This window comes from Streptomyces sp. NPDC005302 (assembly GCF_040607345.1).
Taxonomy (GTDB): domain Bacteria; phylum Actinomycetota; class Actinomycetes; order Streptomycetales; family Streptomycetaceae; genus Streptomyces.
On sequence record NZ_JBEXGN010000019.1, the window covers coordinates 82,687 to 107,871 of the forward strand.

Genomic DNA, 25,185 nt, shown 5'->3' on the forward strand with positions numbered 1-25,185 from the left:
GGGACCTTCAGCCCCGCGGCCCGCGGTAGCCCAGGGACGCCTCGATGCGGCCGGCCAGTCCGTCACGCTGAACCGGGCCGCGCAGCGACGAACCGGCGAGCCAGGTGCGGCACTTGCTGGCGAGCAGCAGACCGAAGCCCTCGGCCTCCTTCTCGTCCGCGAGGTCGAAGCGGGTGCGGGCGGCCACCTTGAGGACGGTCGCCCGGAGGTCGGCGCCCTCGCTCAGTAAGCGTGCGGCGACGGCGGCGCCCTCGACATGGTGGCCGCAGTGCCCGGCCTTCATGTGCCACAGCTCGTGGCCGAGGATGACCAACTGGTGGTCCGGCGCGGTGCGTTCCTCGATGACGACGAGGTCCTGCTCGGCCATGTCGAGCCACAGGCCGCTGGCGGTGCCGGGCGGGAAGGGGGCCGTACGGAACCGGACGGGACGGCCGCGGCGTCTGCTCATCGCGCCGCACAGCGCCGCGTACAGGTCGGCGGGTGCCGCCGGTGCCGGGAGCGACAGCTCAGCGACCAGCTCGCCGCACAGGCGGCGCATGTCCCTTCCGATGCCCACAGATCTCCCCCGGCTCACGACTCTGGCCGCTTGACGCTCTCCAGGAGCATGTCCAGCCACTCGGCGACCTTGTCCCGGTGCTGGTCGGTGGGCAACTGGGCGGCACGCCAGGCGATTCCGCGGACCCCGTGGTCGAGGAGCAGCCGGTCCAGCGGATCGTCCTCGGCGACGGTGGCCGCCGCCCGTTCGCGGTCGGCGAGTCGTTGCAGGAGTTCCTGCTCGGAGCGCTGGAGGGCACCCACGAGCGCTTCGGAGTCCTCCGCGGTCAGGAATCCGGCGTGCACGCGGAAGAACCGCTGGATGGCGTCGCAGTGCTCCATCGTGGGGCGCCGGTCGCCGTTGATGAGGGCGCCCGCCTGTTGGCGCGACATGCCGGCGCCGTCCGCGATCTCCTGCTGGGTGTGGCGGCGTCCGTTGGGCTTGAGCCGGGTGCGGCGCAGCAGGTCGAGTCGTTGCAGGAAGCGGGCCTGCAGGTCGGGTTCGCCGGCGGGGCGGCCGCCGAGCAGGGTCTTGACCACGGGCTCGGGGACACCGGATTCGGCCGACAGCCGCCGGACGTCGAAGACCTCGGCGTGCTGCACGCCGAGCCGGTCGGCGAGTGTGGTGACCCGGGCCACGACGGCCTGCAGCAGAACCGTCGCCGTGGCGCCCGGAACCTCGAAGCCATCCGTCACCGACAGATCTCCTACGTCTCTCTCAGGTCGCTCTCACGAAGGTCGGGAACCATCCGGACGCGATGGCCAGGACGTGTCCCGGCGCGAAGACCGGGGACCATGCGGAGCGTAGCCCCTTGCTCGAACTCACATCCAGGTCTCGCCACAACTGTGGCGAGATTCAGCCGTCAACAAGCGCCAAATGCCACGATAGTTGACACGCCTGTGCCCTGGGCAGCAGGATCGGTGCGCCGCGTGAAGGCCGCAGAGGCAAGAGGGGTGACCTCCCGATGGCGTACCAGGCAGGAAGGCAGCGGTCCCAGCCGCGACCTGTCCCCGAGAGTCTCGAAGCTCAGGCGTACCTCCAGGACTACGCGAGCCTGCTCGAGGCCGTCCCGTTCCCCTCCGTGGTGTTCGACCACCGCTGGGACGTCGTCCTGTCCAACGCCGGGTTCGAGACACTTTTCAGCGGCGTCGGCGCGCACCCGACCGCCATGCCGGGGGACAACTTCCTGCGCTTCGTCCTGTTCCATCCGGACGCCGCCACGGTCCTCGGCGAGCACGAGTCGAGCTGGTGCCTTCCCATGCTCGCGCACTTCGCGGCGGCCGTCGAGCAGCACGGACAGGACCGCGGACTTCTGTCGATCCGCCGGGACATCGCCCAGGACCCGATCATGGACGCGGCCTACCGACACGGTCTGCCGCACTGGATCCGCGCGGTCGGCCCGGGTGCGGTCCAGCACGACGGCGCGGTGCGCCGGGTCGTGCACCCGGACCCGCGCTGGGGCAGCACCGACTGCCGCATCGTCGACGACACCCCCAAAACCCTTCAGGACATGGGCTATACGCGGATGACGCTCGTCCTGCGCGAGGCGGTCCGCCCGGTTCCGGGCGGCCCCGGCAAGGCGCGCACCACCCGTAACGGCGCCGCGGAACTGCGCGCGGTCTGAGCCGTCGGGCACGGTCCCCGGTGTGGTCCCGTGGACGCCGGCTCAGCCGGCCGGTGTCACCAGGACGAGTGGCACGCCGTCGCACGGGACGAGCCGCAGCTCCTCGAAGCGCGCGGTCCGGGCCGCGCTCAGCACGGACCCGAAGTCCGGTCCCTTGGTGAGTGATCCGGCCAGATGGTCCGGGTCGGCGGAGGCGGCCACCCGGCCCCGCGCGTTGACCAGATGGGCGGCCCCGGGCAGCCGCTGCAGGAGCGGTACGACCGCGCCCTCGAAGTGCCGCAGGTACACGTCGGCCGCAGCCACCCCCACGAACCGGCCCTCCACGTGCACGGGCGCGGACAGCGTCAGGCTGTACTCGTCGGAACAGAGGTAGTCGACGTAGGGTCCGGCGACCGCGCGCCGTCCGGTGTCCCGCGGGAGCGCGAACCAGTCCCAGTGCGTGTAGTCGGAGTACGCGGAGTGCGCCGGGTCGAGATCGAGCAGCAGCGGCCGTACGTTCCCGTCGGCGCCCTGCTGCCACCACTCCAGCCACGCCGGTACGTCACCGAGCAGGCCGGGCGCTGCCACGAAGCCGACGCCGGAGACCAACTCCTGTCGGACGAGGCGCAGATGGAGTCCCGGGCGCAGCGCGGCGAGGTCCACCGTGGCGGGACGGCGGCCCTGCGCGGCCACGCGGGTGAGCAGTGCGGCCGTCTCGTCCCGGGTCTCGGCGACCGCGGCGAAGACGGCCTCCAGTGTCGAGCGGACCTGGGCGGCGACGGCCGCCTCGGGACCGCCGTCAAGCGTTGCGGTCGCGCCGACCGGGCCGGGGCTCCTGCTCATGGGCGCCCTCCTGCGGACGGGAACCGGACGCGGTGCGAGGCATCGCCAGACGCAGGCCGATGAGCCGGGCCGTCGAGTCCTGTACGCACCGCTCGGCCAGCGCTCTGGCCGAATCGTGGGCCCCATCTTGCACCGCCGAGATTACGGAGCGGTGACGGTCTGCGACTTCTTCACGATATTCGTCGTCCCCGAGCACCAGGCACATCAGCGCTCCCACCTCGGTCTGGAGCGCGACCTGTTCACGGGTCAGCCGGGCGGACTGTGCCGCCGCGGCGAGTTCGACGTGGAAACGGCCGTAGAGGCGGCCGCGGGCGGCGGCGTCCTCGGCCGACGACAGCTCGTCCAGGGTGCGCCGCAGCGCCCGCAGGTCGTCCGCTTCGGTGCGCTGTGCCGCGAGCCTTGCGGCGGCACCCGAGACGGCCGCCCAGTGGTCCCCGAGGTCGCGCAGCTCCTCGGTGCTCCAGCCGGCCAGCCGGGCCCGCAGCCGGTCCTCGCCGGGGACCTCGGGCAGGGAGACGAAGCTGCCGCCGCCGCGTCCGCGCCGCGTGGTGACCAGTCCCTGCTGTCTCAGGGCCATGAGCGCCTCGCGCAGGGTGACCGTGGACACGCCGAGCTGCCCGGCCAGCTCCATCTCGCCCGGCAGCTGCTCGCCGTCGGCGAGCAGCCCGAGCTCGATGGCGTCGCCGATCCGGTGCACCACCGTCTCGACGCGGGCGCGGTTGTCCACGGGAGTGAAGACGGCTCTGCGGACGCCGTCCCTGTGTTGCTTCACGGTCACCACCTTGTGCGTTGACTCAACCTTTACTCTAAAGGGGTCTTGAGATTTGAACTATGACTTCATATCTTTCCGGTCAGTGTTGCAACGCGCCACCGCACCAGAAAGGTTCCCGCCCATGGAGGCACAGGCGATCCGGCTCCAGGGCCTGCGCAAGACGTTCGGAAGCACGACCGCCGTGGCCGGAGTCGATCTGGAGATAGCCGACGGCGAGTTCTTCTCGATGCTCGGCCCGTCCGGCTCCGGAAAGACGACCGTGCTGCGGATGATCGCCGGGTTCGAGCGCCCGACCGCCGGCCGGATCGAGCTGGCCGGCCAGGAGGTCACCGGCCTCGCGCCCTTCGAACGGGACGTCCACACCGTCTTCCAGGACTACGCCCTCTTCCCGCACATGACGGTGGAACAGAACGTCGCCTACGGCCTGAAGGTCCGCAAGGTGCCCAAGGCGGAGCGGCTGGTGCGGGCCCGCAAGGCGCTCGCCGACGTGCGTCTCGACGGCTTCGGCCGGCGCCGCCCGGGTCAGCTCTCCGGCGGCCAGCGCCAGCGCGTCGCCCTCGCCAGGGCCCTCGTCGGCCGCCCCAGCGTCCTGCTGCTCGACGAACCGCTCGGCGCCCTCGACCTCAAGCTGCGCGAGCAGATGCAGGTCGAACTCAAGGCGATCCAGCGCGAGGTCGGCATCACCTTCGTGTTCGTCACCCACGACCAGGAGGAGGCCCTGACGATGAGCGACCGCATCGCCGTCTTCCACCAGGGCCGCATCGAACAGGTCGGCACCCCGGCCGAGATCTACGAACGCCCCGCCACCCCGTTCGTCGCGGGCTTCGTCGGCACCTCCAACCTGCTGGACGGCCAGTCCGCCCAGCAGGTCGTCGGCTCCCCGGGCACCTACAGCATCCGGCCCGAGAAGATCCGCGTCCTCGAAGAGTCCGGCGGGCCCGACGAGGCCGGCGAACCGGAGCACTCCAGCACCACCGGAACCGTCGCCGAGGTCGTCTACCTGGGGGACTCCACCCGCTTCCTGGTGGACCTCGACGCCGGCGGCCGCCTCACCGCGCTCCAGCAGAACCTGGACACCTCCTCCGAGGACGTCGCCGCCCTGCGCGGCACCCGCGTCCGTCTCCGGTGGCACCACCGCCACTCGGTCCGGGTCCCCGACCCCAGCTGACCTCCCGCTCAGACCCCGTCACCCATGGAGTACGTCGTGCGCCTCACCCGAACCCTCCAGGCCGCCGCCGCCGTCGCGGCGCTCCTCGCGGCCACCGCCTGTGGATCCTCCGACTCCGGCTCCTCCTCGGCCGGCGGCCTCAACCCGCCCGACCTCAAGGCCCCCACGAAGCTCGGCAAGACGGAGGGGCAGGTCAACCTGATCGCCTGGGCCGGCTATGTCGAGGACGGCTCCAACGACCCGAAGGTCGACTGGGTCGGCGACTTCGAGAAGCAGACCGGCTGCCAGGTCAACTCCAAGGTGGCCGCCAGCTCCGACGAGATGGTCAAGCTGATGAAGACCGGTCAGTACGACGCGGTCTCCGCCTCCGGCGACGCCTCCCTGCGCCTGATCGCCTCGGGCGACGCGGCCCCCGTCAACACGGGCCTCGTACCGAACTACAAGGACGTCTTCAGCGGCCTGAAGAAGGGGGCCTGGAACTCCGTCGACGGCCAGATGTACGGCATCCCGCACGGCCGCGGCGCCAACCTCCTGATGTACAACACCCGAAAGGTCACGCCCGCCCCGACCTCCTGGTCCGCGGTCTTCGACGACGCCTCCGCGTACAAGGGCCACGTCACCGCGTACGACTCGCCCATCTACATAGCCGACGCGGCCCTCTATCTGAAGTCCGCCAGGCCCGAGTTGAAGATCAAGGACCCCTACGCCCTCGACCAGAAGCAGTTCGATGCCGCGGTCGCCCTGCTGAAGAAGCAGAGCGCGAACGTGGGGGAGTACTGGAGCGACTACCTGAAGGAGATCTCGGCGTTCAAGAGCGGTGACTCCGTCATCGGCACGAGCTGGCAGGTCATCGCCAACCTCACCGCCGACGAGGGTGCCGCGGTGAAGGCGTTCGTGCCCGAGGAGGGCTCCACCGGCTGGTCCGACACCTGGATGGTCTCCGCCAAGGCCAAGCACCCCAACTGCGCCTACAAGTGGATGGACTGGATCATCTCCCCGAAGGTGAACGCCCAGGTCGCCGAGTACTTCGGTGAGGCGCCCGCCAACTCCAAGGCCTGCGCCGACACCAGCGACAGCTCCTTCTGCGACACCTTCCACGCCGCCGACGAGGGCTACTGGAAGAACATCGCCTTCTGGAACACGCCCATCGAGCAGTGCCTGGACGGCCGCACCGACGTCACGTGCGTCCCCTACGCCAAGTGGGTCCAGGCCTGGACCGAGATCAAGGGCTGACGAAGCGATGACCTCCACCCTGCCGGCCGCCGGACGCTCCCCCGTCCGGCGGCTCGCCGGGACCCTGCACCGGCACTCCCGGCTGCGGCTGTCCCTGCTCCTGGCCGCACCGCTGCTGTGGCTCGCCGTGCTCTATCTCGGTTCGCTGGCCGTGCTGTTCGTCTCCGCGTTCTGGACGACCGACTCCTTCACCTCGGAGGTCGTCAAGGTCTGGTCGACGGACAACTTCCACGAGCTGTTCACCACGCCCGTCTTCCGGCAGGTCGTCCTGCGCAGCATCGGCGTCGCCCTCGCGGTCACCGTCCTGTGCGCCCTGATCGCCTTCCCCGTCGCCTTCTACACGGCCCGCGTCGCCCGACCGAGCCGGCGGCCGCTGCTCGTCGTCGCCATCCTCACCCCGCTGTGGGCGAGTTACCTCGTCAAGGTCTACGCCTGGCGGCTGATCCTCTCCCAAGGAGGCCTCGCCGACTGGATGTTGCGGCCCTTCGGGCTCAGCGGCCCCGGGTTCGGCCTGACCGCGGCGATCATCGCGCTGACCTACCTCTGGCTGCCGTACATGATCCTGCCGATCCACACGGCGCTGGAGCAGCTGCCCGCCAACCTCCTCGACGCGTCGGCCGACCTGGGCGCGGGTGCGGCCCGTACCTTCCGCTCCGTCGTGCTGCCGATGGTCCTGCCGTCCGTGGCCGCCGGCTCGGTCTTCACCTTCTCACTCAGCCTCGGCGACTACATCACCGTGCAGATCGTCGGCGGAAAGACCCAGCTCATCGGCAACGTCGTCTACTCCAACATCGAACTGAACCTGCCCATGGCCGCCGCGCTCGGCACGGTCCCCGTCGTGGTCATCGTGGTGTACCTCCTCGCGATGCGCCGCACGGGCGCCCTGAGCAGTCTCTGAGGAGCCCGCTGTGCAACTCTCCCGTCCCGCGCGCATCGCCCTGCGCGTCGCCGCCGGGCTCGGCTTCGCGGTCATCTACGTGCCGCTCGCGCTGGTCCTGGTCAACTCCTTCAACCCGGACCGCAGCGCGAGCTGGCCGCCCTCCGGTCTCACCGTCCACTGGTGGTCGGCCGCCTGGGACAACGCGGGCGCCCGCGACGCCCTGTGGGTCTCGGTCAAGGCGGGCCTCGGCGCCACGGCGATCGCCCTGGTGCTGGGCACGCTGATCGCCTTCGCGGTCGCCCGCCACCGCTTCTTCGGCCGCGGCGCCGTCTCCTTCGTGGTCGTGCTGCCGATCGCGCTGCCCGGGATCGTCACGGGCATCGCCCTCAACTCGGCGTTCAGTACGGTGCTCCAGCCGCTCGGCGTCGGACTGGGCATGTTCACCGTGGTCGTCGGCCACGCGACCTTCTGCATCGTCGTCGTCTTCAACAACGTCGTCGCCCGGCTGCGCCGAACCTCCGGCAGCTACGAGGAAGCGGCGATGGACCTGGGAGCGGACACCTTCCGGGCCTTCGCCGACGTCACCTTCCCGCTGGTGCGCTCGGCGTTGCTGGCCGGCGGGCTGCTCGCCTTCGCGCTGTCCTTCGACGAGATCGTCGTCACGACGTTCACGGCCGGGCCCGGGATCGAGACCCTGCCGATCTGGATCTTCAACAACATGACCCGGCCCCAGCAGGCACCGGTCGTGAACGTCGTCGCGGCCGTCCTCGTCCTGCTCTCCGTGATCCCGATCTACGTGGCCCAGCGGCTGTCGGCGGACACCGCCACCGAGAGCAGGATCTGACCGGGCCGGGAGAGTGGGCCGCCCCGCGCTCCGGTCACCGGGGCTGCGGCTGCCCGGGCCGGCCGGGGCCGGACCCGTTCGAGGCCGGAAGGCCGAGACCGCCGGGGCCCGGGGCGGAGCGATCCGGGCCGGCGGGGTCCGGGGCCGCGGCGAGCAGGTCCCGCATGTGCCGCAACCGCCGCTGTCCGCGGCCACCGCCGACGACGGCCCAGGTCAGGAAGACCACCGTCAGCAGTCCGAACCCGAGCGTCTGCCGCGGTCCCGCCGTCACGGCCGTCAGCACCACCACGCCACCGAAGAGGAGGAAGAGGAACACCAGCGCCGCCCCGCGGTGCCGGGTCCGGTGCAGCCGCCGGTCCACCAGCTCCCGCATGGCCTGCCGCCGCTCCGGTTCGGCGGGCACCTCACCGGTGCGCAACTGCCGCTCCAGAGCGACCAGTCCACCCGTCGAGCCACCGGCGGCCCGCTTCTCCCGGGACCGGATGCGCAGGGCGATCCAGAGGCCGCCCACGGATGTGATCACGACCCGGGCCAGCACGGCCGGGACCGAGCGCCCGGGGTAGATCAGCAGCAGGACGGCGGTGGCCGCCAGCCACGACAAGACCACCTGGAGCCACAGGTGCCGGGCCAGAAAGCCGGAGAGCTTCTCGATCATCGGTCTCCCCCTCCCGCGACGGTCTCCCTCGGATCCCGCCCGCTCCGCGCACCATGTGTGCGCGGAGCCTTCCGACTACCCCGGAGGCAGACCCACATGCGGGCGAACTACCGTTCACCGCATGCTGGTTGACCATCGGGAGCAGTCCGGCGGCCGGCGGGCGCGCGCCCGGGGGACGCCGGACCATTAGCCCGCGTGCTCCCGCATCCACGCCTCGACCTCGTCGGCCGAGCGCGGCAGCGCGCCCGACAGGTTCTCGTAGCCGTCCGCCGTGACCAGGAGATCGTCCTCGATCCGGATGCCGATGCCGCGCCACTCCTCGGGGACCGTCAGGTCGTCCGGCTGGAAGTAGAGGCCCGGCTCCACCGTGAGGACCATGCCCGGCTCCAGGACGCCGCCGACGTAGTCCTCGTTACGGGCCCGCGCGCAGTCGTGCACATCGAGGCCCAGCATGTGTCCGGTGCCCGCCATGGTGAAGCGGCGCTGCAGACCGAGGTCGAACGCCCGCCGCACCGGCCCCTCGATGAGCCCCCAGGCCACCAGCCGCTCGGTCATCGACCACTGGGCGGCGTCGTGGAAGTCGCGGTACGGGGCGCCGGGCCTCACCGCGGCCATGCCGGCTTCCTGCGCCGCGTACACCGCGTCGTAGATCTCCCGCTGCAGCGGTGTGAACGTGCCGCTGATCGGGAGGGTGCGGGTCACGTCGGCGGTGTAGAGCGTGCGGGTCTCCACACCCGCGTCGAGGAGCAGCAGATCACCGGGGCGGACGGGGCCGTCGTTCTCCACCCAGTGCATGATCGTGGCGTGCTCGCCGGCCGCGCAGATCGAGCCGTAGCCGACGTCGTTGCCCTCGACGCGGGCGCGCCGGAAGAACGTGCCCTCGATCCACCGCTCCGAGGTCGCGACGGCCTGCGACAACTCCCGTACGACGTCGATGAATCCGCGCACCGTGGAGTCCACCGCCCGGCGCAGCTCGCCGATCTCCCACGCGTCCTTCACCAACCGCAGCCCGGACAGTGCCTCCTCCAGCTCGGCGTCCCGCTCCTCGTCCGTGACGAGGACCGCGTCGATCGCCGGGGCGTGGCCGCGCACGACGCGGGTCGGGACGCCGGTGTCCGCCAGGTCCTTGGAGAGCGTGCGGATGTCGCGGCAGGGGAGCCCGAGCACCTGCTCCGACTCGGCGAGGGAGCGGCGCCTGCCCATCCACAGCTCGGCCGTCATGCCCGTCCAGAACTCGTCGCTGTCCCGGCTGTCGCGGGGGAGCTGATAGCAGTGCGCGTCGTGACCGCCGCCGTCCCGCGGTTCCAACACCAGTGCGCCATCACGTGCCTGATCACCCGTCATGTGGACGTAGCCCGAGTACGCGCGAAACGGGTAGTGGGTGTCGTTCGACCTGTTCCTGAGGCCACCGGACGGGATGACCAGTCGTTCACCCGGGAACAGGGCGGACAGCGCGGCGCGGCGCCGGGCCGCGTGCGCGGCCTGCTCGCCCGGTCGCAGGCCTGCCTGCTCGGTGTCGGCCCAGCCCGTACGCATCAGGGCGGACAGCTCGTCGGAGATTCCTCGGTAGAGGCCGTTCTTCCGGGCCTTGGCCACGGCGGACACCTTCTTCTTCAGCTCGTCGGGTCAGTTCGGGTCACGGCCGTCGGGCGGCCCGGCGTGCCGCGGGAACACGGCCGGCACGGCGTCCGAGAGGAGCGTCCGCCCTCGGCGCCTACCATTCCGCCCAACAGAAGCATGTGACATAGTACTGGCGTGAGCAAGCCCTTTACCTGCGATGTCGTGGTCGTCGGTGCCGGAATGGTGGGTGCCGCCTGCGCTCTGTACGCGGCTCGCGCCGGCCTCGACGTGGCCGTGGTGGACCGTGGCCCGGTCGCCGGCGGCACGACCGGCGCGGGCGAGGGGAACCTGCTCGTCTCCGACAAGGAACCCGGGCCCGAACTCGATCTGGCCCTGCTCTCCGGGCGGTTGTGGGCCGACCTCGCCGAGCGGTACGGGGAGGCGATCGAGTACGAGGCGAAGGGCGGGGTCGTCGTGGCGTCGACCCCCGACGGGCTGGCCGCGCTGGAGAGTTTCGCGGCCGGTCAGCGCGCGGCCGGTGTCCTGGCCGAGCCGGTCACCGCCGACCGGCTCCACGATCTCGAGCCGCACCTGGCCCCCGGCCTCGCGGGCGCCGTGCACTACCCCCAGGACACCCAGGTGATGCCCGCACTCGCCGCCGCCCATCTCGTACGGGCCTCGGGCGCGCGGCTGTTCACCGGGCGCACCGTGACCGAGGTGCTGCGGGCGCGGGACGGATCGGTCCGCGGGGTGCGCACCGACCGGGGCGACCTGCACGCGCCGGCCGTCGTCAACGCGGCCGGTACCTGGGGCCGTGAGGTGGCGGCCCGCGCCGGAGTCGGCCTTCCTGTACTGCCCCGCCGCGGTTTCGTCCTCGTCACGGAACCGCTGCCGCGCCGCGTACGGCACAAGGTGTACGCGGCGGACTACGTCGCCGACGTGGCCAGCGACTCGGCCGCCCTCCAGACCTCACCGGTGGTGGAGGGAACGGCGGCCGGCCCGGTCCTGATCGGCGCGAGCCGTGAACGGGTCGGCTTCGACCGCTCGTTCTCGCTGCCCGTCGTCCGCGAACTCGCCGCGGGCGCCACCCGGCTCTTCCCCTTCCTGGCGGAGGTGCGTGCCCTGCGGACCTATCTCGGGTTCCGGCCCTATCTCCCCGACCACCTGCCGGCGATCGGCCCCGACCCCCGGGCGCCCGGGCTCTTCCACGCCTGCGGCCACGAAGGTGCCGGGATCGGTCTGGCCACGGCGACCGGACACCTCGTCGCGCAGGCCATGACCGGCGCGACACCCGACCTCGACCTCGCGCCGTTCCGGCCCGACCGCTTCCAGGAGGAGGCCGCGTGAACCCGCTGGAACTGGCCGGGGCCGAGCCCGGACCCGCGTTCACCGTCACCCTCGACGGCCGCGAGATCGAGGCGCTGTCCGGCCGGACGGTGGCGGCCGCGCTGTGGGCCGCGGGCGTCACCTCCTGGCGCACCACCCGCGACTCCGGCCGGCCACGCGGTGTCTTCTGCGGCATCGGCGTCTGCTTCGACTGCCTCGTCACCGTCAACGGCCGCCCCAACCAACGGGCCTGCCTGGTTCCGCTGGAGCCCGGCGACGCGATCCACACCCAGGACGGCAGCGGCCACGACGCGGGCGGCGGTCGGGAAGGCACGGGCCACGATGACTGAGGGACGGCACCACCTCGCGGTGATCGGCGCCGGGCCGGCAGGGCTCGCCGCGTCCCTCGCCGCGGCGGCACGCGGGATCCGTGTCACGCTGATCGACGCCGCGGTCACGGCGGGCGGCCAGTTCTACCGGCGCCCCGCGCCCGCCCTGCGCGCCCGCAGGCCCGGCGCCCTGCACCACCAGTGGCACACCTGGGAACGGCTGGAGGAAGGGCTCGCGCGGCACCTGGAAGCGGGCACGGTCTCGCATCTGACGGATCGCCATGTCTGGCTGGTGGAACCGGCGGGGACCGGAGAGGAGGGCGGCGCGGCGCCGGGCTTCAGGGTCCACGCCCTGCTGGGCCCTCTCCAGGACCGCTCGGCGGTCGTGAGGGCGGACGCCGTCCTCCTCGCCACCGGCGGATACGAGAAGGTGCTGCCCTTTCCCGGCTGGACCCTCCCCGGCGTCGTGACGGCGGGCGGGGCCCAGGCCATGCTCAAGGGAGGCCTCGTCGTGCCGGGCCGTACCGCCGTCGTCGCCGGGACCGGGCCGCTCCTGCTGCCGGTGGCGACCGGCCTGGCCGCCGCCGGGGTCGAGGTCGCCGCGCTGGTGGAGTCCGCCGGCCCGGGCGCCTTCGTCCGGGGAGCCGCCGCGCTGGCGGCGCAGCCCGCGAAGGTCGCCGAGGGCGCCCGGTACGCGGCCGAACTCCTGCGTCACCGTGTGCCGTTCCTCTCCCGCCATGTCATCGTCGAGGCGCACGGTGACGAGCGGCTCGACGCCGTCACTGTCGCCGCGCTCGGCCGCGACGGACGGGTCGGGGCCGGCACCGGGCGGCGCATCGCCTGCGACACGCTCGCCGTGGGCCACGGGATGATCCCGCACACCGATCTCGCCGAGACGCTCGGCTGCCGGATCGACGGACTCCGGGTGGACGTGGACGAGGAGCAGCGCACCGACGTGCCCGGCGTGTGGGCCGCGGGTGAGACGACCGGGATCGGCGGATCCGCGCTCGCCCTGGCCGAGGGGCACATCGCGGGCCGGTCGATCGCGGCCCGGCTCTCCGGCGCCGCACCCGACCCGCGCGCGGCGACCCGCGCGACCCGGTCCCGTACGCGCCTGCGGGCCTTCTCCGCGGCGCTCGACACGATGTACGCGCCGCCCGCGCACTGGACGGACCAGGTCACCGACGACACCGTCGTGTGCCGCTGCGAGGAGGTCACGGGCGGCCGGATCCGCGAGGCCGTCACCGACCTCGGGGCCGGCGACGTACGCACGGTGAAGCTGCTCACCCGCGCCGGGATGGGGTGGTGCCAGGGCCGGATGTGCGAACCGGCGGTGGCCGGCCTCGCGGGCTGCGAACAGACGCCCGCGCGACGGCTGTTGGCGCGTCCTGTGCCGCTCGGCGTGCTCGCGGCCGCCGGGGAGGAGCCGGACGAATGAACGCCGGGTCCGGTCCGGCTCCGCCCGGGAGCGGGCCCGCCGCCGCCCGTAGCGCCCGCCCGCTCCCTTACCTGAACCGGGTCCTTCAAGAGGGCCAGTAAAATGTCACACCCTATCGAGAGGGATGAGTACGTCATGACGGTCACCCCCGACCACCGCCCCTGGCGCGGAGTCCTCGTCGCCACCGCGCTCCCGCTGAACGACGACCTCTCCGTGGACTACGACCGCTACGCCGAGCACTGCGCCTGGCTGGTCGAGAACGGCTGCGACGGAGTGGTGCCGAACGGCTCCCTCGGCGAGTACCAGGTGCTCACGCCCGAGGAACGCGCCCGGGTCGTCGAGACCGCCGTCGCCGCGATCGGCGGGCAGCGGGTGATGCCCGGAGTCGCCGCCTACGGCTCGGCGGAGGCGCGCCGCTGGGCCGAGCAGGCCGCAGAGGCGGGCTGCGGCGCCGTGATGCTGCTGCCGCCCAACGCCTACCGGGCCGACGAGCGGTCCGTCCTCGGCCACTACGCCGAGGTCGCCCGCGCGGGCGTTCCCGTCGTCGCGTACAACAACCCCATCGACACCAAGGTCGACCTGGTGCCCGAACTGCTCGCCGAGCTGTACGCGGCCGGTTCGATCCGGGCGGTCAAGGAGTTCTCCGGCGATGTGCGGCGCGCTTACCGCATCGCCGAACTCGCCCCGGAACTCGACCTGTTGGTCGGCGCCGACGACGTCCTGCTGGAGCTGGCCGTGGCGGGCGCCAAGGGCTGGGTGGCCGGCTACCCGAACGCGCTGCCGCGGGCGGGCGTCGAGCTGTACCGCGCCGCCGTCGCCGGTGACCTCGACACCGCGGGCAAGCTCTACCGCGGCCTGCACCCGCTGCTGCGCTGGGACTCCCAGGTCGAGTTCGTCCAGGCCATCAAGCTGTCCATGGACATCGTCGGCCGCCACGGCGGCCCGGTCCGCCCGCCGCGCGTACCGCTGCTGCCCGGCCAGGAGGCGGCCGTCAGGTCGGCCACGGAACGGGCCGTGGCCGCCGGTCTCGCCTGAGCTGCGTGCCGCGCGCCCGTCCCTCGCCGACACCACCCAGGAGTGCCATGCGCAGCAAACTCGTCCTGCACGCCGTCGACTCGCACACCGAGGGCATGCCCACCCGGGTGATCACGGGAGGGATCGGCACGGTTCCGGGCGCGACGATGAACGAGCGGCGGCTGTACTTCCGTGAGCACCGCGACGACATCAAGCAGCTCCTGATGAACGAGCCGCGCGGGCACGCCGCGATGAGCGGCGCCGTCCTCCAGCCGTCCACCCGGCCGGACTGCGACTTCGGCGTGATCTACATCGAGGTCTCCGGCTACCTCCCGATGTGCGGACACGGCACGATCGGTGTCGCGACCGTGCTGGTGGAGACGGGCATGGTCGAGGTCGTCGTGCCGGTCACCACGATCCGGCTCGACACCCCGGCGGGCGTCGTCGTCGCCGAGGTCGCGGTCGAGGACGGCGCGGCGAAGGAGGTGACGCTGCGGAACGTGCCCTCGTTCTCCGTCGGCCTCGACCTGAAGGCCACCCTCGCCGACGGGCGCACGGTGACCTACGACCTCGCGTACGGCGGGAACTTCTACGCGATCCTGCCGCTGGAGCAGTTCGGTCTGCCCTTCGACCGCTCCCGCAAGGACGAGATCCTCGCGGCAGGACTGGCGCTGATGGACGCGATCGACGCCGGGGGTGAGCCCGTGCACCCCGAGGACCCGTCCATCCGCGGCTGCCACCACGTCCACCTGTACGCCCCCGGGGCGACGGCCCGCCTCTCGCGCCACGCGATGGCCATCCACCCGGGCTGGTTCGACCGGTCGCCGTGCGGGACCGGCACCAGCGCGCGCATGGCCCAGCTGCACGCGCGGGGCGAACTCCCGCTGCACACCGAGTTCGTGAACGAGTCGTTCATCGGGACCCGGTTCACCGGACGGCTGCTCGGCGAGACCGAGGTGGCCGGGATCCCCGCGGTGCTGCCCAGCTTCACGGGCCGGGCGTGGATCACCGGGACGGCCCAGTACCTGCTCGACCCCACCGATCCGTTCCCGGCCGGGTTCGTCCTGTGAGCGGCCCGCCCCGGGGCCGTAGATACTGGTGGTCCGAGTAGGACGTGACATGGCACCCGGCCGATGCGGCGATACGGCGACGCACCGGCCCGTACGAGGAGACCCCGATGGCCGCCCAGCGCAGCAGCGCACCTTCCGCCGCTCCCGCCCTGCCCTCACTGGGCGGAAGGCGGAGCAGCTATCGCGAGCGCGTGGCCGACGCGCTGCGGGCGGCCCTGATCGCGGGTGAACTCCGCGCCGGAGAGGTCTACTCGGCGCCCTCGCTGGCGGCGCGCTTCGGCGTCTCGGCGACGCCCGTCCGCGAGGCGATGCTCGATCTGGCCAAGGAGGGACTGGTCGACACGGTGCCGAACAAGGGGTTCCGGGTCACGGCGGTCTCCGAGCGGCAGCTCGACGAGTACACACACATCCGCTCCCTCATCGAGATCCCCACGGTCGTGCACCTGGCCACCACGGCGGACGCCGTCTCCCTGGAGGCCCTGCGTCCCGCGGCCCGGGAGATCGTGACCGCCGCGGCGGCCGGCGACCTCATCGCGTACGTGGAGGCGGACATCCGTTTCCACCTCGGCCTGCTCGCCCTCGCGGGCAACGCGCACCTGGTGGAGGTCGTCGGCGACCTGAGGAAGCGCTCGCGGCTGTACGGGCTCACGGCGCTGGTCGAGGCGGGCCGGCTGGAGGCTTCGGCGGAAGAGCACCTGGAACTTCTCGACGCGCTCCTGGACCGCGACGAGCAGGCGGTGCGCGCGGTGATGACCCGCCACCTGGGACATGTCAGGGGGCTGTGGGCCGCCCCCTGAGGGGTCCTGGCGAGGCGGTCCGTGAAGTGGCTGGTCTGTTACGCAAGCAGCTTGCATTTCTTGCGCTATTCTTGCGAACATGACGCGACGACTTGCTCAGGTGGCGAAGAAGGTCGGGGTCAGCGAGGCCACGGTCAGCCGGGTGCTCAACGGCAAGCCCGGAGTCTCCGATTCCACCCGGCAGGCGGTTCTCTCCGCCTTGGACGTCCTCGGCTACGAGCGGCCGACCCAGTTGCGCGGCGAACGCGCGCGGCTCGTCGGGCTGGTCCTGCCCGAGCTGCAGAACCCGATCTTCCCGGCCTTCGCCGAAGTGATCGGCGGGGCGCTCGCCCAGCTCGGTCTGACCCCCGTGCTGTGCACCCAGACCAAGGGCGGCGTCTCCGAGGCCGACTATGTGGAACTGCTGCTTCAGCAGCAGGTCTCCGGCGTGGTCTTCGCCGGCGGTCTCTACGCCCAGGCGGACGCTCCGCACGACCACTACCGGCAGCTCGCGGACCGCAATATTCCGGTGGTGCTGGTCAACGCGGCCATCGAGCACCTCGGTTTCCCCTGCGTCTCCTGCGACGACGCGGTCGCCGTCGAGCAGGCCTGGCGCCATCTCGACTCCCTCGGCCACGAGCGCATCGGCCTCGTCCTCGGCCCCGGCGACCACATGCCCTCGGGCCGCAAGCTCGCCGCCGCGCGCGCCCTCGCGCCGCAGCTGCCCGACGAGCACGTCGCCCGGGCGATGTTCTCGCTGGAGGGCGGCCAGGCCGCGGCCAGCCGGCTGCTCGACCGGGGTGTCACCGGCATCATCTGCGCGAGTGACCCGCTCGCGCTCGGCGCCGTACGGGCCGCCCGCCGCAAGGGACTCAGCGTCCCGGGCGAGATCTCCGTCGTCGGCTACGACGACTCGGCCTTCATGAACTGCACCGAACCCCCGCTGACCACCGTCCGCCAGCCGATCGAGGCCATGGGGCGTGCCGCCGTGGAGCTGCTCAACGCGCAGATCGGCGGCAGCAGCGTGACGGCCGAAGAGCTCCTGTTCGAGCCGGAGTTGGTGGTGCGCGGGTCGACAGCGCAGGCCCCCCGCGGCTGAAGTTTCCCGCAACCATACGCCACAGGGATCCCTATCGCTGTCAAATAATTACAGATTCTGCGCGACATCTTGCGGACAGATGTCGTCGGTGCTTGAGTGTGCGGCGCCAGAACACGGCGGCGCGCCCGCCGTGGGCCTTCCTCGCTCCAGCCCGAAGGGGTCCACCAATGAGAAGCACCGGGTTCCGCCGTACCTTCGTCACGCTCATGGCGTCGTCCGTCGTGCTCAGCGCCGCCGCGTGCGGTTCGAGCGACGACGACGGCAAGGCGGCCGACGGAAAGACCCGTATCACCGTCAACTGCGAGCCGCCCAAGAGCGCCAAGGTCGACCGCTCGTTCTTCGGCGCCGACACCAAGGCCTTCGAGAAGGCCAACCCGAAGATCGACGTCGTCACCCATGACGCGTTCCCCTGTCAGGACCCCAAGACCTTCGACGCCAAGCTCGCCGGCGGCCAGATGGAGGACGTGTTCTACACGTACTTCACCGACGCCAAGCACGTCGTCGACGTCAACCAGGCCGCCGACATCACGAGTTACGTCAAGGACCTCAAGAGCTACGGCACCATCCAGCAGCAGCTGCGCGACATCTACACCGTCGACGGCAAGATCTACGGTGTCCCGCGCACCGGCTACTCGATGGGCCTCATCTACAACAAGGCGCTCTTCAAGAAGGCCGGCCTCGACCCCGACAAGCCCCCGGCCACCTGGGAGGAGCTGCGCGCGGATGCCAAGAAGATAGCCGCGCTCGGCAAGGGCACCGTCGGCTACGCCGACTACAGCGCCCAGAACCAGGGCGGCTGGCACTTCACCGCCGAGCTCTACTCGCAGGGCGGCGACGTCGTCAGCGAGGACGGCAAGAAGGCCAGCGTCGACACCCCCGAGGGCAAGGCCGTCCTGCAGAACCTCAAGGACATGCGCTGGAGCGACAACTCCATGGGCAGCAAGCAGCTGCTGGTCATCAACGACGTCCAGCAGATGATGGGCTCCGGCAAGCTCGGCATGTACCTCTCCGCGCCCGACAACATCCCGATCCTGGTCAAGGAGAAGGGCGGGAACTACAAGGACCTCGGACTGGCTCCGATGCCCGGCGGCAAGGGCACGCTCATCGGCGGCGACGGCTACATGTTCAACAAGAAGGACTCGCCGGCCCAGATCAAGGCGGGCCTCAAGTGGCTCGACTCCATGTTCCTGACGCCCGGCGACGGCTTCCTCGGTGACTACGCCCGCGCCAAGCAGAACAACGCCCCGGTCGGCCTGCCCGAGCCGCGCCTGTTCACCGGCGCCGCGGACGCCAAGGACCAGGAGGTCAAGAAGGCGAACGCGAACGTGCCGGTGGAGAACTACCAGCCCTTCCTCGACGGCAACCAGAGCCTCGACATGAAGATCGAGCCGCCGCAGGCCCAGCAGATCTACTCCGTCCTCGACGGCGCGGTGTCCGCGGTCCTCACCAAGAAGGACGCCGACATCGACCAGCTCCTCAAGGACGCCTCCGGCAAGATCGACTCCATCCTGGCCCGAGGCTGACACCGTTCATGAAGACCGCATCGAAGCCCCCCGCAGCGTTCCCTCCGGCCGCCGTCGGCGCGCCGGAGGCGCCGCGGTCGGCGGGACGCCGGCCCGGGACCCCCTGGCGCCGGCGCCTGGCCGACCAGTCCCGCGCCTACGCGTTCCTCATCGGCGGTGTGCTCTGCTTCGTGCTGTTCTCCTGGTACCCGGCGATCCGCGCGGTCGTGATCGCCTTCCAGAAGTACACGCCCGGCAGCGGCGGTGAGTGGGTCGGCACCGCCAACTTCACCCGGGTCTTCCACGACCCGGAGTTCACCGCCGCCTGGCGCAACACCCTCACCTTCACCCTGATCGCCCTGCTCATCGGCTTCGCCGTCCCCTTCGTACTGGCGCTGGTGCTCAACGAACTGCGGCACGCGAAGGCCTTCTTCCGCGTCGTGGTCTACCTGCCGGTGATGATCCCGCCGGTGGTCAGCGCCCTGCTGTGGAAGTGGTTCTACGATCCCGGGGCGGGCCTCGCCAACGAGGCGCTGCGCTTCCTGCACCTGCCGACCTCGAACTGGTCCAACGGCGCCGACACCGCCCTCGTCTCGCTGGTCATCGTGGCGACCTGGGCCAACCTCGGCGGCACCGTCCTCATCTACCTCGCCGCGCTGCAGAGCATCCCCGGCGAGCTGTACGAGGCGGCCGAGCTGGACGGCGCGAGCCTCCTCCAGCGCGTCCGGCACGTGACGATCCCGCAGACCCGCTTCATCATCCTCATGCTGATGCTGCTGCAGATCATCGCCACCATGCAGGTGTTCACGGAACCGTTCGTGATCACCGGCGGCGGCCCCGAGGACAAGACCGTCACGGTGCTCTACCTGATCTACAAGTACGCCTTCCTCTACAACGACTTCGGAGGGGCCTGCGCGCTGAGCGTCATGCTGCTCGTCCTGCTGAGCGCCTTCTCCGCGGTGTACCTGAGGCTGACCCGCTCGGAAGGGGACGACGCATGAGCACGCGCACCCTGGTCTCCCCGCTCACCCTGGCACGCCCCCGCGGCAAGGCCGTCTACTGGACCGTCTTCTGCGGTGTCGTCCTGCTCTTCGCGCTGGCCTTCCTGTTTCCCGTCTACTGGATGGTGACCGGAGCCATGAAGTCGCCGGACGAGGTGACGCGCACGCCGCCGACCCTCGTCCCCGACAAGTGGCACGTGACCGGCTACACCGACGCGTGGGACCTGATGGACCTGCCCACGCACCTGTGGAACACCGTCGTCCAGGCGGCCGGTGCCTGGATCCTCCAGCTCGTCTTCTGCACCGCCGCCGCGTACGCCCTGTCCAAACTGAAGCCGGCCTTCGGCAAGGTGATCCTGGGCGGCATCCTCGCCACCCTGATGGTCCCGGCGCAGGCCCTGGTCGTCCCGAAGTACCTGACGGTCGCCGACCTGCCCCTCATCCACACCAGTCTGCTGAACGACCCGCTCGGCATCTGGCTGCCGGCCGTCGCCAACGCCTTCAACCTCTATCTCCTCAAACGCTTCTTCGACCAGATCCCGCGCGACGTCCTGGAGGCCGCCGATATCGACGGCGCCGGGAAACTGCGCACCCTGTGGTCGATCGTGCTGCCGATGTCCCGGCCCGTCCTCGGCGTCGTCTCGATCTTCGCCCTGGTCGCCGTGTGGCAGGACTTCCTCTGGCCGCTGATGGTCTTCTCCGACACCGACAAACAGCCGATCAGCGTGGCACTCGTCCAGCTGTCGCAGAACATCCAACTGACCGTGCTCATCGCCGCGATGGTGATCGCGAGCATCCCCATGGTCGTGATGTTCCTGGTCTTCCAACGGCACATCATCGCCGGGATCAGCGCGGGCAGCACCAAGGGCTGACGCCTGTACGTGACCTCCTCGAACGAAAGGCATCGCACCGTGGGACAGCCCCGCCCTGCCCGAAATCAGTCCGCGTGGTGGCGATCCGCCGTCATCTACCAGGTGTACGTCCGCAGCTTCTCGGACGGCGACGGCGACGGCACCGGCGACCTCGCGGGTGTCCGCGCCGGACTGCCCTATCTCGCCGAACTCGGCGTGGACGCCCTGTGGTTCAACCCCTGGTACCGCTCGCCGATGGCCGACGGCGGCTACGACGTCGCCGACTACCGCTCCATCGACCCGGCCTTCGGGACGCTCGCCGAGGCGGAGAAGCTCATCGCCGAGGCCCGTGAACTGGGCATCCGCACCCTGGTCGACATCGTGCCCAACCACGTGTCCGACCAGCACCCGTGGTTCCAGGCGGCCCTGGCGGGCGGCCCGGAGCGCGAGCTGTTCCACTTCCGCCCCGGACGCGGCGAGAACGGCGAACTCCCGCCCAACGACTGGCCGTCCCAGTTCGCCGGCTCCACCGAGCCCGTGTGGACCCGGCTGCCCGACGGCGACTGGTACCTCCATCTCTTCACCCCCGAGCAGCCCGACCTCAACTGGGACCACCCGGCCGTCCGGCAGGAACACGAGGAGATCCTTCGCTTCTGGTTCGACCGGGGAGTAGCGGGCGTCCGCATCGACTCGGCCGCGCTGCTCGCCAAGGACCCCGACCTGCCGGACTACGTCGAGGGCGTCGACCCGAACCCGTACGTCGACCGCGACGATCTGCACGACATCTACCGCTCCTGGCGGTCCGTCGCCGACGCCTACGACGGTGTCTTCGTCGGCGAGGTCTGGCTGCCCGACACCGAGCGCTTCGCCCGCTACCTGCGCCCGGACGAACTGCACACCGCGTTCAACTTCTCCTTCCTGTCCTGCCCGTGGGACGCGGCACGGCTGCGCACCTCCATCGACGACACCCTCGCGGAGCACGCCCCCGTCGGGGCGCCGGCCACCTGGGTGCTGTGCAACCACGACGTGACGCGCACGGTCACCCGCTACGGCCGCACCGAGACCGGCTTCGACTTCACCGCCAAGGCCTTCGGCACCCCCACCGACCTCGCCCTCGGCACCCGAAGGGCCCGCGCCGCCGCCCTCCTCTCGCTCGCCCTGCCCGGCTCCGTGTACGTCTACCAGGGTGAGGAACTCGGGCTGCCAGAAGTCGAGTTGCCGCTGGAGAGCATCCAGGACCCGATGTACCTCCGCTCCGGCGGAACGGACCCGGGCCGCGACGGCTGCCGTGTTCCGCTGCCCTGGGCGGCCGAGGCGCCACATGCCGGGTTCGGCGGCGACCCCTGGCTCCCGCAGCCGGCCGACTGGCCCGCCTACGCGGCCGACCGGCAGGCCGGGGACCCCGACTCGATGCTGAGCCTGTACCGGACCGCCCTCGGCATCCGCCGGGCCGAACCCGGATTCGGTGACGGGCCGCTCACCTGGCTGCCCGCACCCGAAGGCGTCCTCGCCTTCGCCCGCACCGACGGCCTGCTCTGCGTCGTCAACCTGGCCGACGGGCCGGTCGAGCTGCCCGCGCACTCCGAACTCCTGCTCGGCAGCGCCGCGTTGGACGCCGACGGATTCCTCCCACCGGACACGGCCGTCTGGCTGCGCGCCTGACACCGCCACAACGCGCACCGCTGTCCCCACCCCCACCTCGAAGGGATCAGCACATGCACAGCAGCACCACCGTCCGGCGCATCCCCCTAGCGTGCGCCGCGGCCGTCGCCCTCGCCGCCGGCATGCTCGGCGTCACCACGGCCCACGCCGCGGTGACGGCGGCCGGGGCGAGTCTCCCCTTCGCCTCGGCCGAGGCGGAGTCGGCCACCACGACGGGCACGAGGATCGGCCCCGACTACACGCAGGGAAGCCTCGCCTCGGAGGCCTCCGGCCGGCAGGCCGTCCGCCTGTCGGCGGGTCAGCGCGTCGAGTTCACGGCCCCGCGCGCGGCCAACGCGGTGAACGTCTCCTACAGCGTCCCCGACGGCCAGTCGGGGACGCTCGACGTGTACGTCAACGGCACGAAGATCTCCAAGTCCCTCGCGGTCACCTCCAAGTACTCCTACGTGGACACGTCCTGGATCGCCGGCGCCAAGCAGCACCACTTCTTCGACGACGCCAGGCTGCTGCTCGGCCAGAACGTCCAGGCGGGCGACAAGATCGCCTTCCAGGCCACCTCGGCCCAGGTCACCGTCGACGTGGCCGACTTCGAACAGGTCGCCGCCGCCGCGACCCGGCCCGCGGGATCGGTGTCCGTCACCGACGAGGGCGCGGACCCCAGCGGGCAGGGCGACTCCACCCAGGCCTTCCGGGACGCGATCTCCGCCGCCCAGGGCGGCGTCGTGTGGATCCCGCCGGGCGACTACCGGGTCACGTCCTCGCTCAGCGGCGTCCAGAACGTGACCCTCCAGGGCGCGGGCGGCTGGTACTCCGTCGTCCACGCCTCCCGCTTCATCGACCAGGGCAATTCCTCCGGCGGCGTCCACCTCAAGAACTTCGCGGTCATCGGCGAGGTCACCGAGCGCGTCGACTCCAACCCCGACAACTTCGTCAACGGCTCCCTGGGTCCCGGCAGTTCGGTCTCCGGGATGTGGATCCAGCACCTCAAGGTCGGCCTGTGGCTGACCGGCAACAACGACAACCTCGTGGTGGAGGACAACCGCATCCTCGACACCACCGCCGACGGACTGAACCTCAACGGCAACGCGCACGGCGTGCGCGTGAGCAACAACTTCCTGCGCAACCAGGGCGACGACTCGCTCGCCATGTGGTCGCTGAACGGCGCGGACAGCAACTCCAGCTTCGAGAGCAACACCATCTCGCAGCCGAACCTCGCCAACGGCATCGCGATCTACGGCGGCACCGACATCAGCGTCAGGAACAACCTGGTGTCCGACACCAACGCGCTCGGCAGCGGCATCGCCGTCTCCAACCAGAAGTTCCTCGACCCCTTCTCCCCGCTGGCGGGCACGATCACCGTCGACGGCAACACGCTGGTGCGCACCGGGGCGGTCAACCCCAACTGGGGCCATCCGATGGGCGCGCTGCGGGTCGACTCCTACGACAGCGCGATCAACGCGACCGTCGCGATCACCAACACGACGATCACCGACAGCCCGTACAGCGCCTTCGAGTTCGTCTCGGGCGGCGGCCGCGGATACCCCACGTCCAACATCGACGTGACCGGGGCGACCGTGAAGAACACCGGGACGGTCGTCGTCCAGGCCGAGACGCCGGGGTCCGCGAAGTTCAGCAATGTCCAGGCCACCGGCGTCGGCTCGGCCGGCATCTACAACTGCCCCTACCCGAGCGGCTCGGGCGCCTTCAGCGTGAACGACGGCGGCGGCAACTCCGGCTGGAGCAGCACCTGGTCGAACTGCTCGGCCTGGCCGCAGCCGGGCCAGGGCACCCCGCCGCCGGACCAGGACGCCAACCTGGCCAAGGGCCGTCCGGCCACCGCCACCGGCTCCCAGGACGTCTACACCCCGGGCCGAGCCGTCGACGGCGACGCCGACAGCTACTGGGAGTCGAGCAACAACGCCTTCCCGCAGGCCGTCACGGTCGATCTCGGCTCCGCACAGGCCGTCCGCCGTGTCGTCCTGAAGCTGCCGCCCGCCGCCGCCTGGGCGGCGCGCACCGAGACCCTGTCCGTGCTGGGCAGCACCGACGGCGCCGGCTACGTCACCGTCGCCGGCTCGCAGGGCCGGCGCTTCGACCCGGCCACCGGCAACACCGTGACGATCGCGCTGCCGGCCGGCACGAACCTGCGCTACCTGCGGGTGAACGTCACGGCCAACACCGGCTGGCCCGCCGCGCAGCTCAGCGAAGTGGAGGCGTATCCGTCCTCGTGAGGATCTCCCCGCGCTTCGCCGCCTGGATCTGCTCGTACACATGGGTCCGCAACTCGGCGAAGCGCGGGGCCACACGTGTGTGCAACTGGTCCCTCTCGTCCGGCAGATCGACCTTCAGCTGCTCCCGCACGACGGTGGGCGAGGCCGACATGATCAGCACCCGCTCGCCGAGGTAGACCGCCTCGTCGATGTCGTGCGTCACGAACAGGATCGTCATTCCGCGCTGCCGCCACAGCCGGCGCACCAGGTCCTCCAGGTCGGCACGGGTCTGCGCGTCGACGGCCGCGAACGGCTCGTCCATCAGCAGGACGTCGGGTTCGTAGGCCAGCGCCCGGGCGATGGCGACCCGCTGCTGCATCCCGCCGGACAGCTGCCACGGATAGGCGTCGGCCGCGTCGGACAGACCGACGGACTCCAGCGCGTCGGCGACCAGTTCGCGCCGCCGGGCCTTGCCCAGTCTCTTCTGCCGCAGCGGCAGTTCGACGTTCTCGCCGACCCGCATCCACGGGAAGAGGCTGCGCCCGTACTCCTGGAACACGAACGCCATGCCGGGCGGCGGACCGCTCACCGGACGCCCGGCGAGCCGCACCTCGCCCGACGTCGGGGTGAGCAGCCCGGCCATACACTTGAGCAGCGTCGTCTTGCCGCAGCCCGACGGGCCGACCAGGCAGACGAGTTCACCCGTGTCCACGGTGAAGGTGAGGTCGCGGACCGCCTCCACCCGGCGCCCCGACCCCTCGTAGACCTTCCGCAGTCCGGTTACGACCAGAGACGCGTGCATGGACCGCCCTTT

Annotated in this window: 24 protein-coding genes; 17 read left to right on the forward strand and 7 right to left on the reverse strand. The window is 71.2% G+C overall.

The features are described 5' to 3' along the window. Positions 1-7: 7 nt before the first annotated feature. Together ABZT74_RS25620 and ABZT74_RS25625 are read right to left on the reverse strand one after the other, a co-directional pair. Complete coding sequence (locus ABZT74_RS25620; protein WP_356438603.1) at positions 8-538, reverse strand: toxin-antitoxin system, toxin component; 531 nt, start codon at positions 536-538, stop codon at positions 8-10. A 32-nt stretch (positions 539-570) separates the two neighbouring features. Then, positions 571-1,230, reverse strand: a complete 660-nt coding sequence (locus ABZT74_RS25625; RefSeq protein ID WP_356176970.1) for a helix-turn-helix transcriptional regulator — start codon at positions 1,228-1,230, stop codon at positions 571-573. Positions 1,231-1,499: 269 nt separating this feature from the next. On the opposite strand from ABZT74_RS25625, the gene ABZT74_RS25630 reads away from it, so the two are divergent. Next, complete coding sequence (locus ABZT74_RS25630) at positions 1,500-2,159, forward strand: hypothetical protein (protein WP_356438480.1); 660 nt, start codon at positions 1,500-1,502, stop codon at positions 2,157-2,159. 42 nt (positions 2,160-2,201) lie between these two features. Here ABZT74_RS25630 and ABZT74_RS25635 read toward each other — a convergent pair whose 3' ends face one another. Together ABZT74_RS25635 and ABZT74_RS25640 are read right to left on the reverse strand one after the other, a co-directional pair. Beyond that, positions 2,202-2,981, reverse strand: a complete 780-nt coding sequence (locus ABZT74_RS25635) for a cache domain-containing protein (protein WP_356438483.1) — start codon at positions 2,979-2,981, stop codon at positions 2,202-2,204. Next, positions 2,938-3,759: a GntR family transcriptional regulator gene (locus ABZT74_RS25640; RefSeq protein ID WP_356176966.1), complete on the reverse strand. Its 822-nt coding sequence runs from the start codon at positions 3,757-3,759 to the stop codon at positions 2,938-2,940. The genes ABZT74_RS25635 and ABZT74_RS25640 overlap by 44 nt, the downstream gene beginning before the upstream one ends. 115 nt (positions 3,760-3,874) lie before the next feature. Here ABZT74_RS25640 and ABZT74_RS25645 point away from each other — a divergent pair, with 115 nt between their 5' ends. The 4 genes from ABZT74_RS25645 to ABZT74_RS25660 are packed head-to-tail and all read left to right on the forward strand — an operon-like array spanning position 3,875 to position 7,878. Further along, positions 3,875-4,921: an ABC transporter ATP-binding protein gene (locus ABZT74_RS25645; RefSeq protein WP_356438486.1), complete on the forward strand. Its 1,047-nt coding sequence runs from the start codon at positions 3,875-3,877 to the stop codon at positions 4,919-4,921. Between the two features lie 36 nt (positions 4,922-4,957). Next, positions 4,958-6,154, forward strand: coding sequence for an ABC transporter substrate-binding protein (locus ABZT74_RS25650; RefSeq protein ID WP_355881038.1), 1,197 nt, complete (start codon positions 4,958-4,960; stop codon positions 6,152-6,154). A 7-nt stretch (positions 6,155-6,161) separates the two neighbouring features. Further along, positions 6,162-7,052, forward strand: a complete 891-nt coding sequence (locus tag ABZT74_RS25655; RefSeq protein ID WP_356438490.1) for an ABC transporter permease — start codon at positions 6,162-6,164, stop codon at positions 7,050-7,052. 10 nt (positions 7,053-7,062) lie between these two features. Then, positions 7,063-7,878 (forward strand): ABC transporter permease, encoded by an 816-nt coding sequence (locus ABZT74_RS25660; RefSeq protein WP_356438493.1) that lies wholly within the window; start codon positions 7,063-7,065, stop codon positions 7,876-7,878. 34 nt (positions 7,879-7,912) lie between these two features. Here the strand turns inward: ABZT74_RS25660 and ABZT74_RS25665 are convergent, their stop codons facing one another. Together ABZT74_RS25665 and ABZT74_RS25670 are read right to left on the reverse strand one after the other, a co-directional pair. Further along, positions 7,913-8,533 (reverse strand): hypothetical protein, encoded by a 621-nt coding sequence (locus ABZT74_RS25665; protein WP_356438497.1) that lies wholly within the window; start codon positions 8,531-8,533, stop codon positions 7,913-7,915. Between the two features lie 186 nt (positions 8,534-8,719). Next, a complete protein-coding gene (locus ABZT74_RS25670; RefSeq protein WP_356438500.1) occupies positions 8,720-10,129 on the reverse strand; it encodes an aminopeptidase P family protein in 1,410 nt (469 codons plus the stop codon). Between the two features lie 159 nt (positions 10,130-10,288). Between ABZT74_RS25670 and ABZT74_RS25675 the strand changes: the two genes are divergently transcribed. The 12 genes from ABZT74_RS25675 to ABZT74_RS25730 all read left to right on the forward strand — a co-directional run bounded on the left by ABZT74_RS25675 (position 10,289) and on the right by ABZT74_RS25730 (position 24,392). Next, on the forward strand, positions 10,289-11,440 hold the full coding sequence (locus ABZT74_RS25675) for an FAD-binding oxidoreductase (protein ID WP_356176955.1): 1,152 nt from the start codon (positions 10,289-10,291) through the stop codon (positions 11,438-11,440). After that, a complete protein-coding gene (locus ABZT74_RS25680; protein WP_356438503.1) occupies positions 11,437-11,769 on the forward strand; it encodes a (2Fe-2S)-binding protein in 333 nt (110 codons plus the stop codon). Before ABZT74_RS25675 ends, ABZT74_RS25680 begins: the two co-directional genes overlap by 4 nt. Continuing rightward, on the forward strand, positions 11,762-13,186 hold the full coding sequence (locus ABZT74_RS25685; RefSeq protein ID WP_356438506.1) for an FAD-dependent oxidoreductase: 1,425 nt from the start codon (positions 11,762-11,764) through the stop codon (positions 13,184-13,186). Before ABZT74_RS25680 ends, ABZT74_RS25685 begins: the two co-directional genes overlap by 8 nt. Before the next feature lie 135 nt (positions 13,187-13,321). Then, entirely contained in the window at positions 13,322-14,221 is a 900-nt protein-coding gene (locus ABZT74_RS25690; protein WP_356438509.1) for a dihydrodipicolinate synthase family protein, read from the forward strand. Positions 14,222-14,268: 47 nt separating this feature from the next. After that, positions 14,269-15,270 carry a proline racemase family protein gene (locus ABZT74_RS25695; RefSeq protein ID WP_356438512.1) on the forward strand — a complete coding sequence of 334 codons (1,002 nt, stop codon included), beginning with the start codon at positions 14,269-14,271 and terminating at the stop codon, positions 15,268-15,270. Positions 15,271-15,377: 107 nt separating this feature from the next. Beyond that, entirely contained in the window at positions 15,378-16,067 is a 690-nt protein-coding gene (locus tag ABZT74_RS25700) for a GntR family transcriptional regulator (RefSeq protein WP_356438515.1), read from the forward strand. Positions 16,068-16,146: 79 nt separating this feature from the next. Further along, complete coding sequence (locus ABZT74_RS25705; RefSeq protein ID WP_355881004.1) at positions 16,147-17,145, forward strand: LacI family DNA-binding transcriptional regulator; 999 nt, start codon at positions 16,147-16,149, stop codon at positions 17,143-17,145. 167 nt (positions 17,146-17,312) lie between these two features. Then, positions 17,313-18,668, forward strand: a complete 1,356-nt coding sequence (locus ABZT74_RS25710; RefSeq protein WP_355881001.1) for an extracellular solute-binding protein — start codon at positions 17,313-17,315, stop codon at positions 18,666-18,668. A gap of 8 nt (positions 18,669-18,676) precedes the next feature. Continuing rightward, positions 18,677-19,648 carry a sugar ABC transporter permease gene (locus tag ABZT74_RS25715; RefSeq protein ID WP_355880998.1) on the forward strand — a complete coding sequence of 324 codons (972 nt, stop codon included), beginning with the start codon at positions 18,677-18,679 and terminating at the stop codon, positions 19,646-19,648. Continuing rightward, positions 19,645-20,520 (forward strand): carbohydrate ABC transporter permease, encoded by an 876-nt coding sequence (locus tag ABZT74_RS25720; RefSeq protein ID WP_355880995.1) that lies wholly within the window; start codon positions 19,645-19,647, stop codon positions 20,518-20,520. The genes ABZT74_RS25715 and ABZT74_RS25720 overlap by 4 nt, the downstream gene beginning before the upstream one ends. 39 nt (positions 20,521-20,559) lie before the next feature. Then, on the forward strand, positions 20,560-22,161 hold the full coding sequence (locus ABZT74_RS25725) for a glycoside hydrolase family 13 protein (protein WP_355880993.1): 1,602 nt from the start codon (positions 20,560-20,562) through the stop codon (positions 22,159-22,161). A 53-nt stretch (positions 22,162-22,214) separates the two neighbouring features. Then, on the forward strand, positions 22,215-24,392 hold the full coding sequence (locus ABZT74_RS25730; protein ID WP_356438520.1) for a discoidin domain-containing protein: 2,178 nt from the start codon (positions 22,215-22,217) through the stop codon (positions 24,390-24,392). Here ABZT74_RS25730 and ABZT74_RS25735 read toward each other — a convergent pair. Continuing rightward, positions 24,361-25,173, reverse strand: coding sequence for an ABC transporter ATP-binding protein (locus tag ABZT74_RS25735; RefSeq protein WP_356438524.1), 813 nt, complete (start codon positions 25,171-25,173; stop codon positions 24,361-24,363). The two genes, ABZT74_RS25730 and ABZT74_RS25735, sit on opposite strands and share 32 nt — an antisense overlap. Positions 25,174-25,185 lie beyond the last annotated feature (12 nt).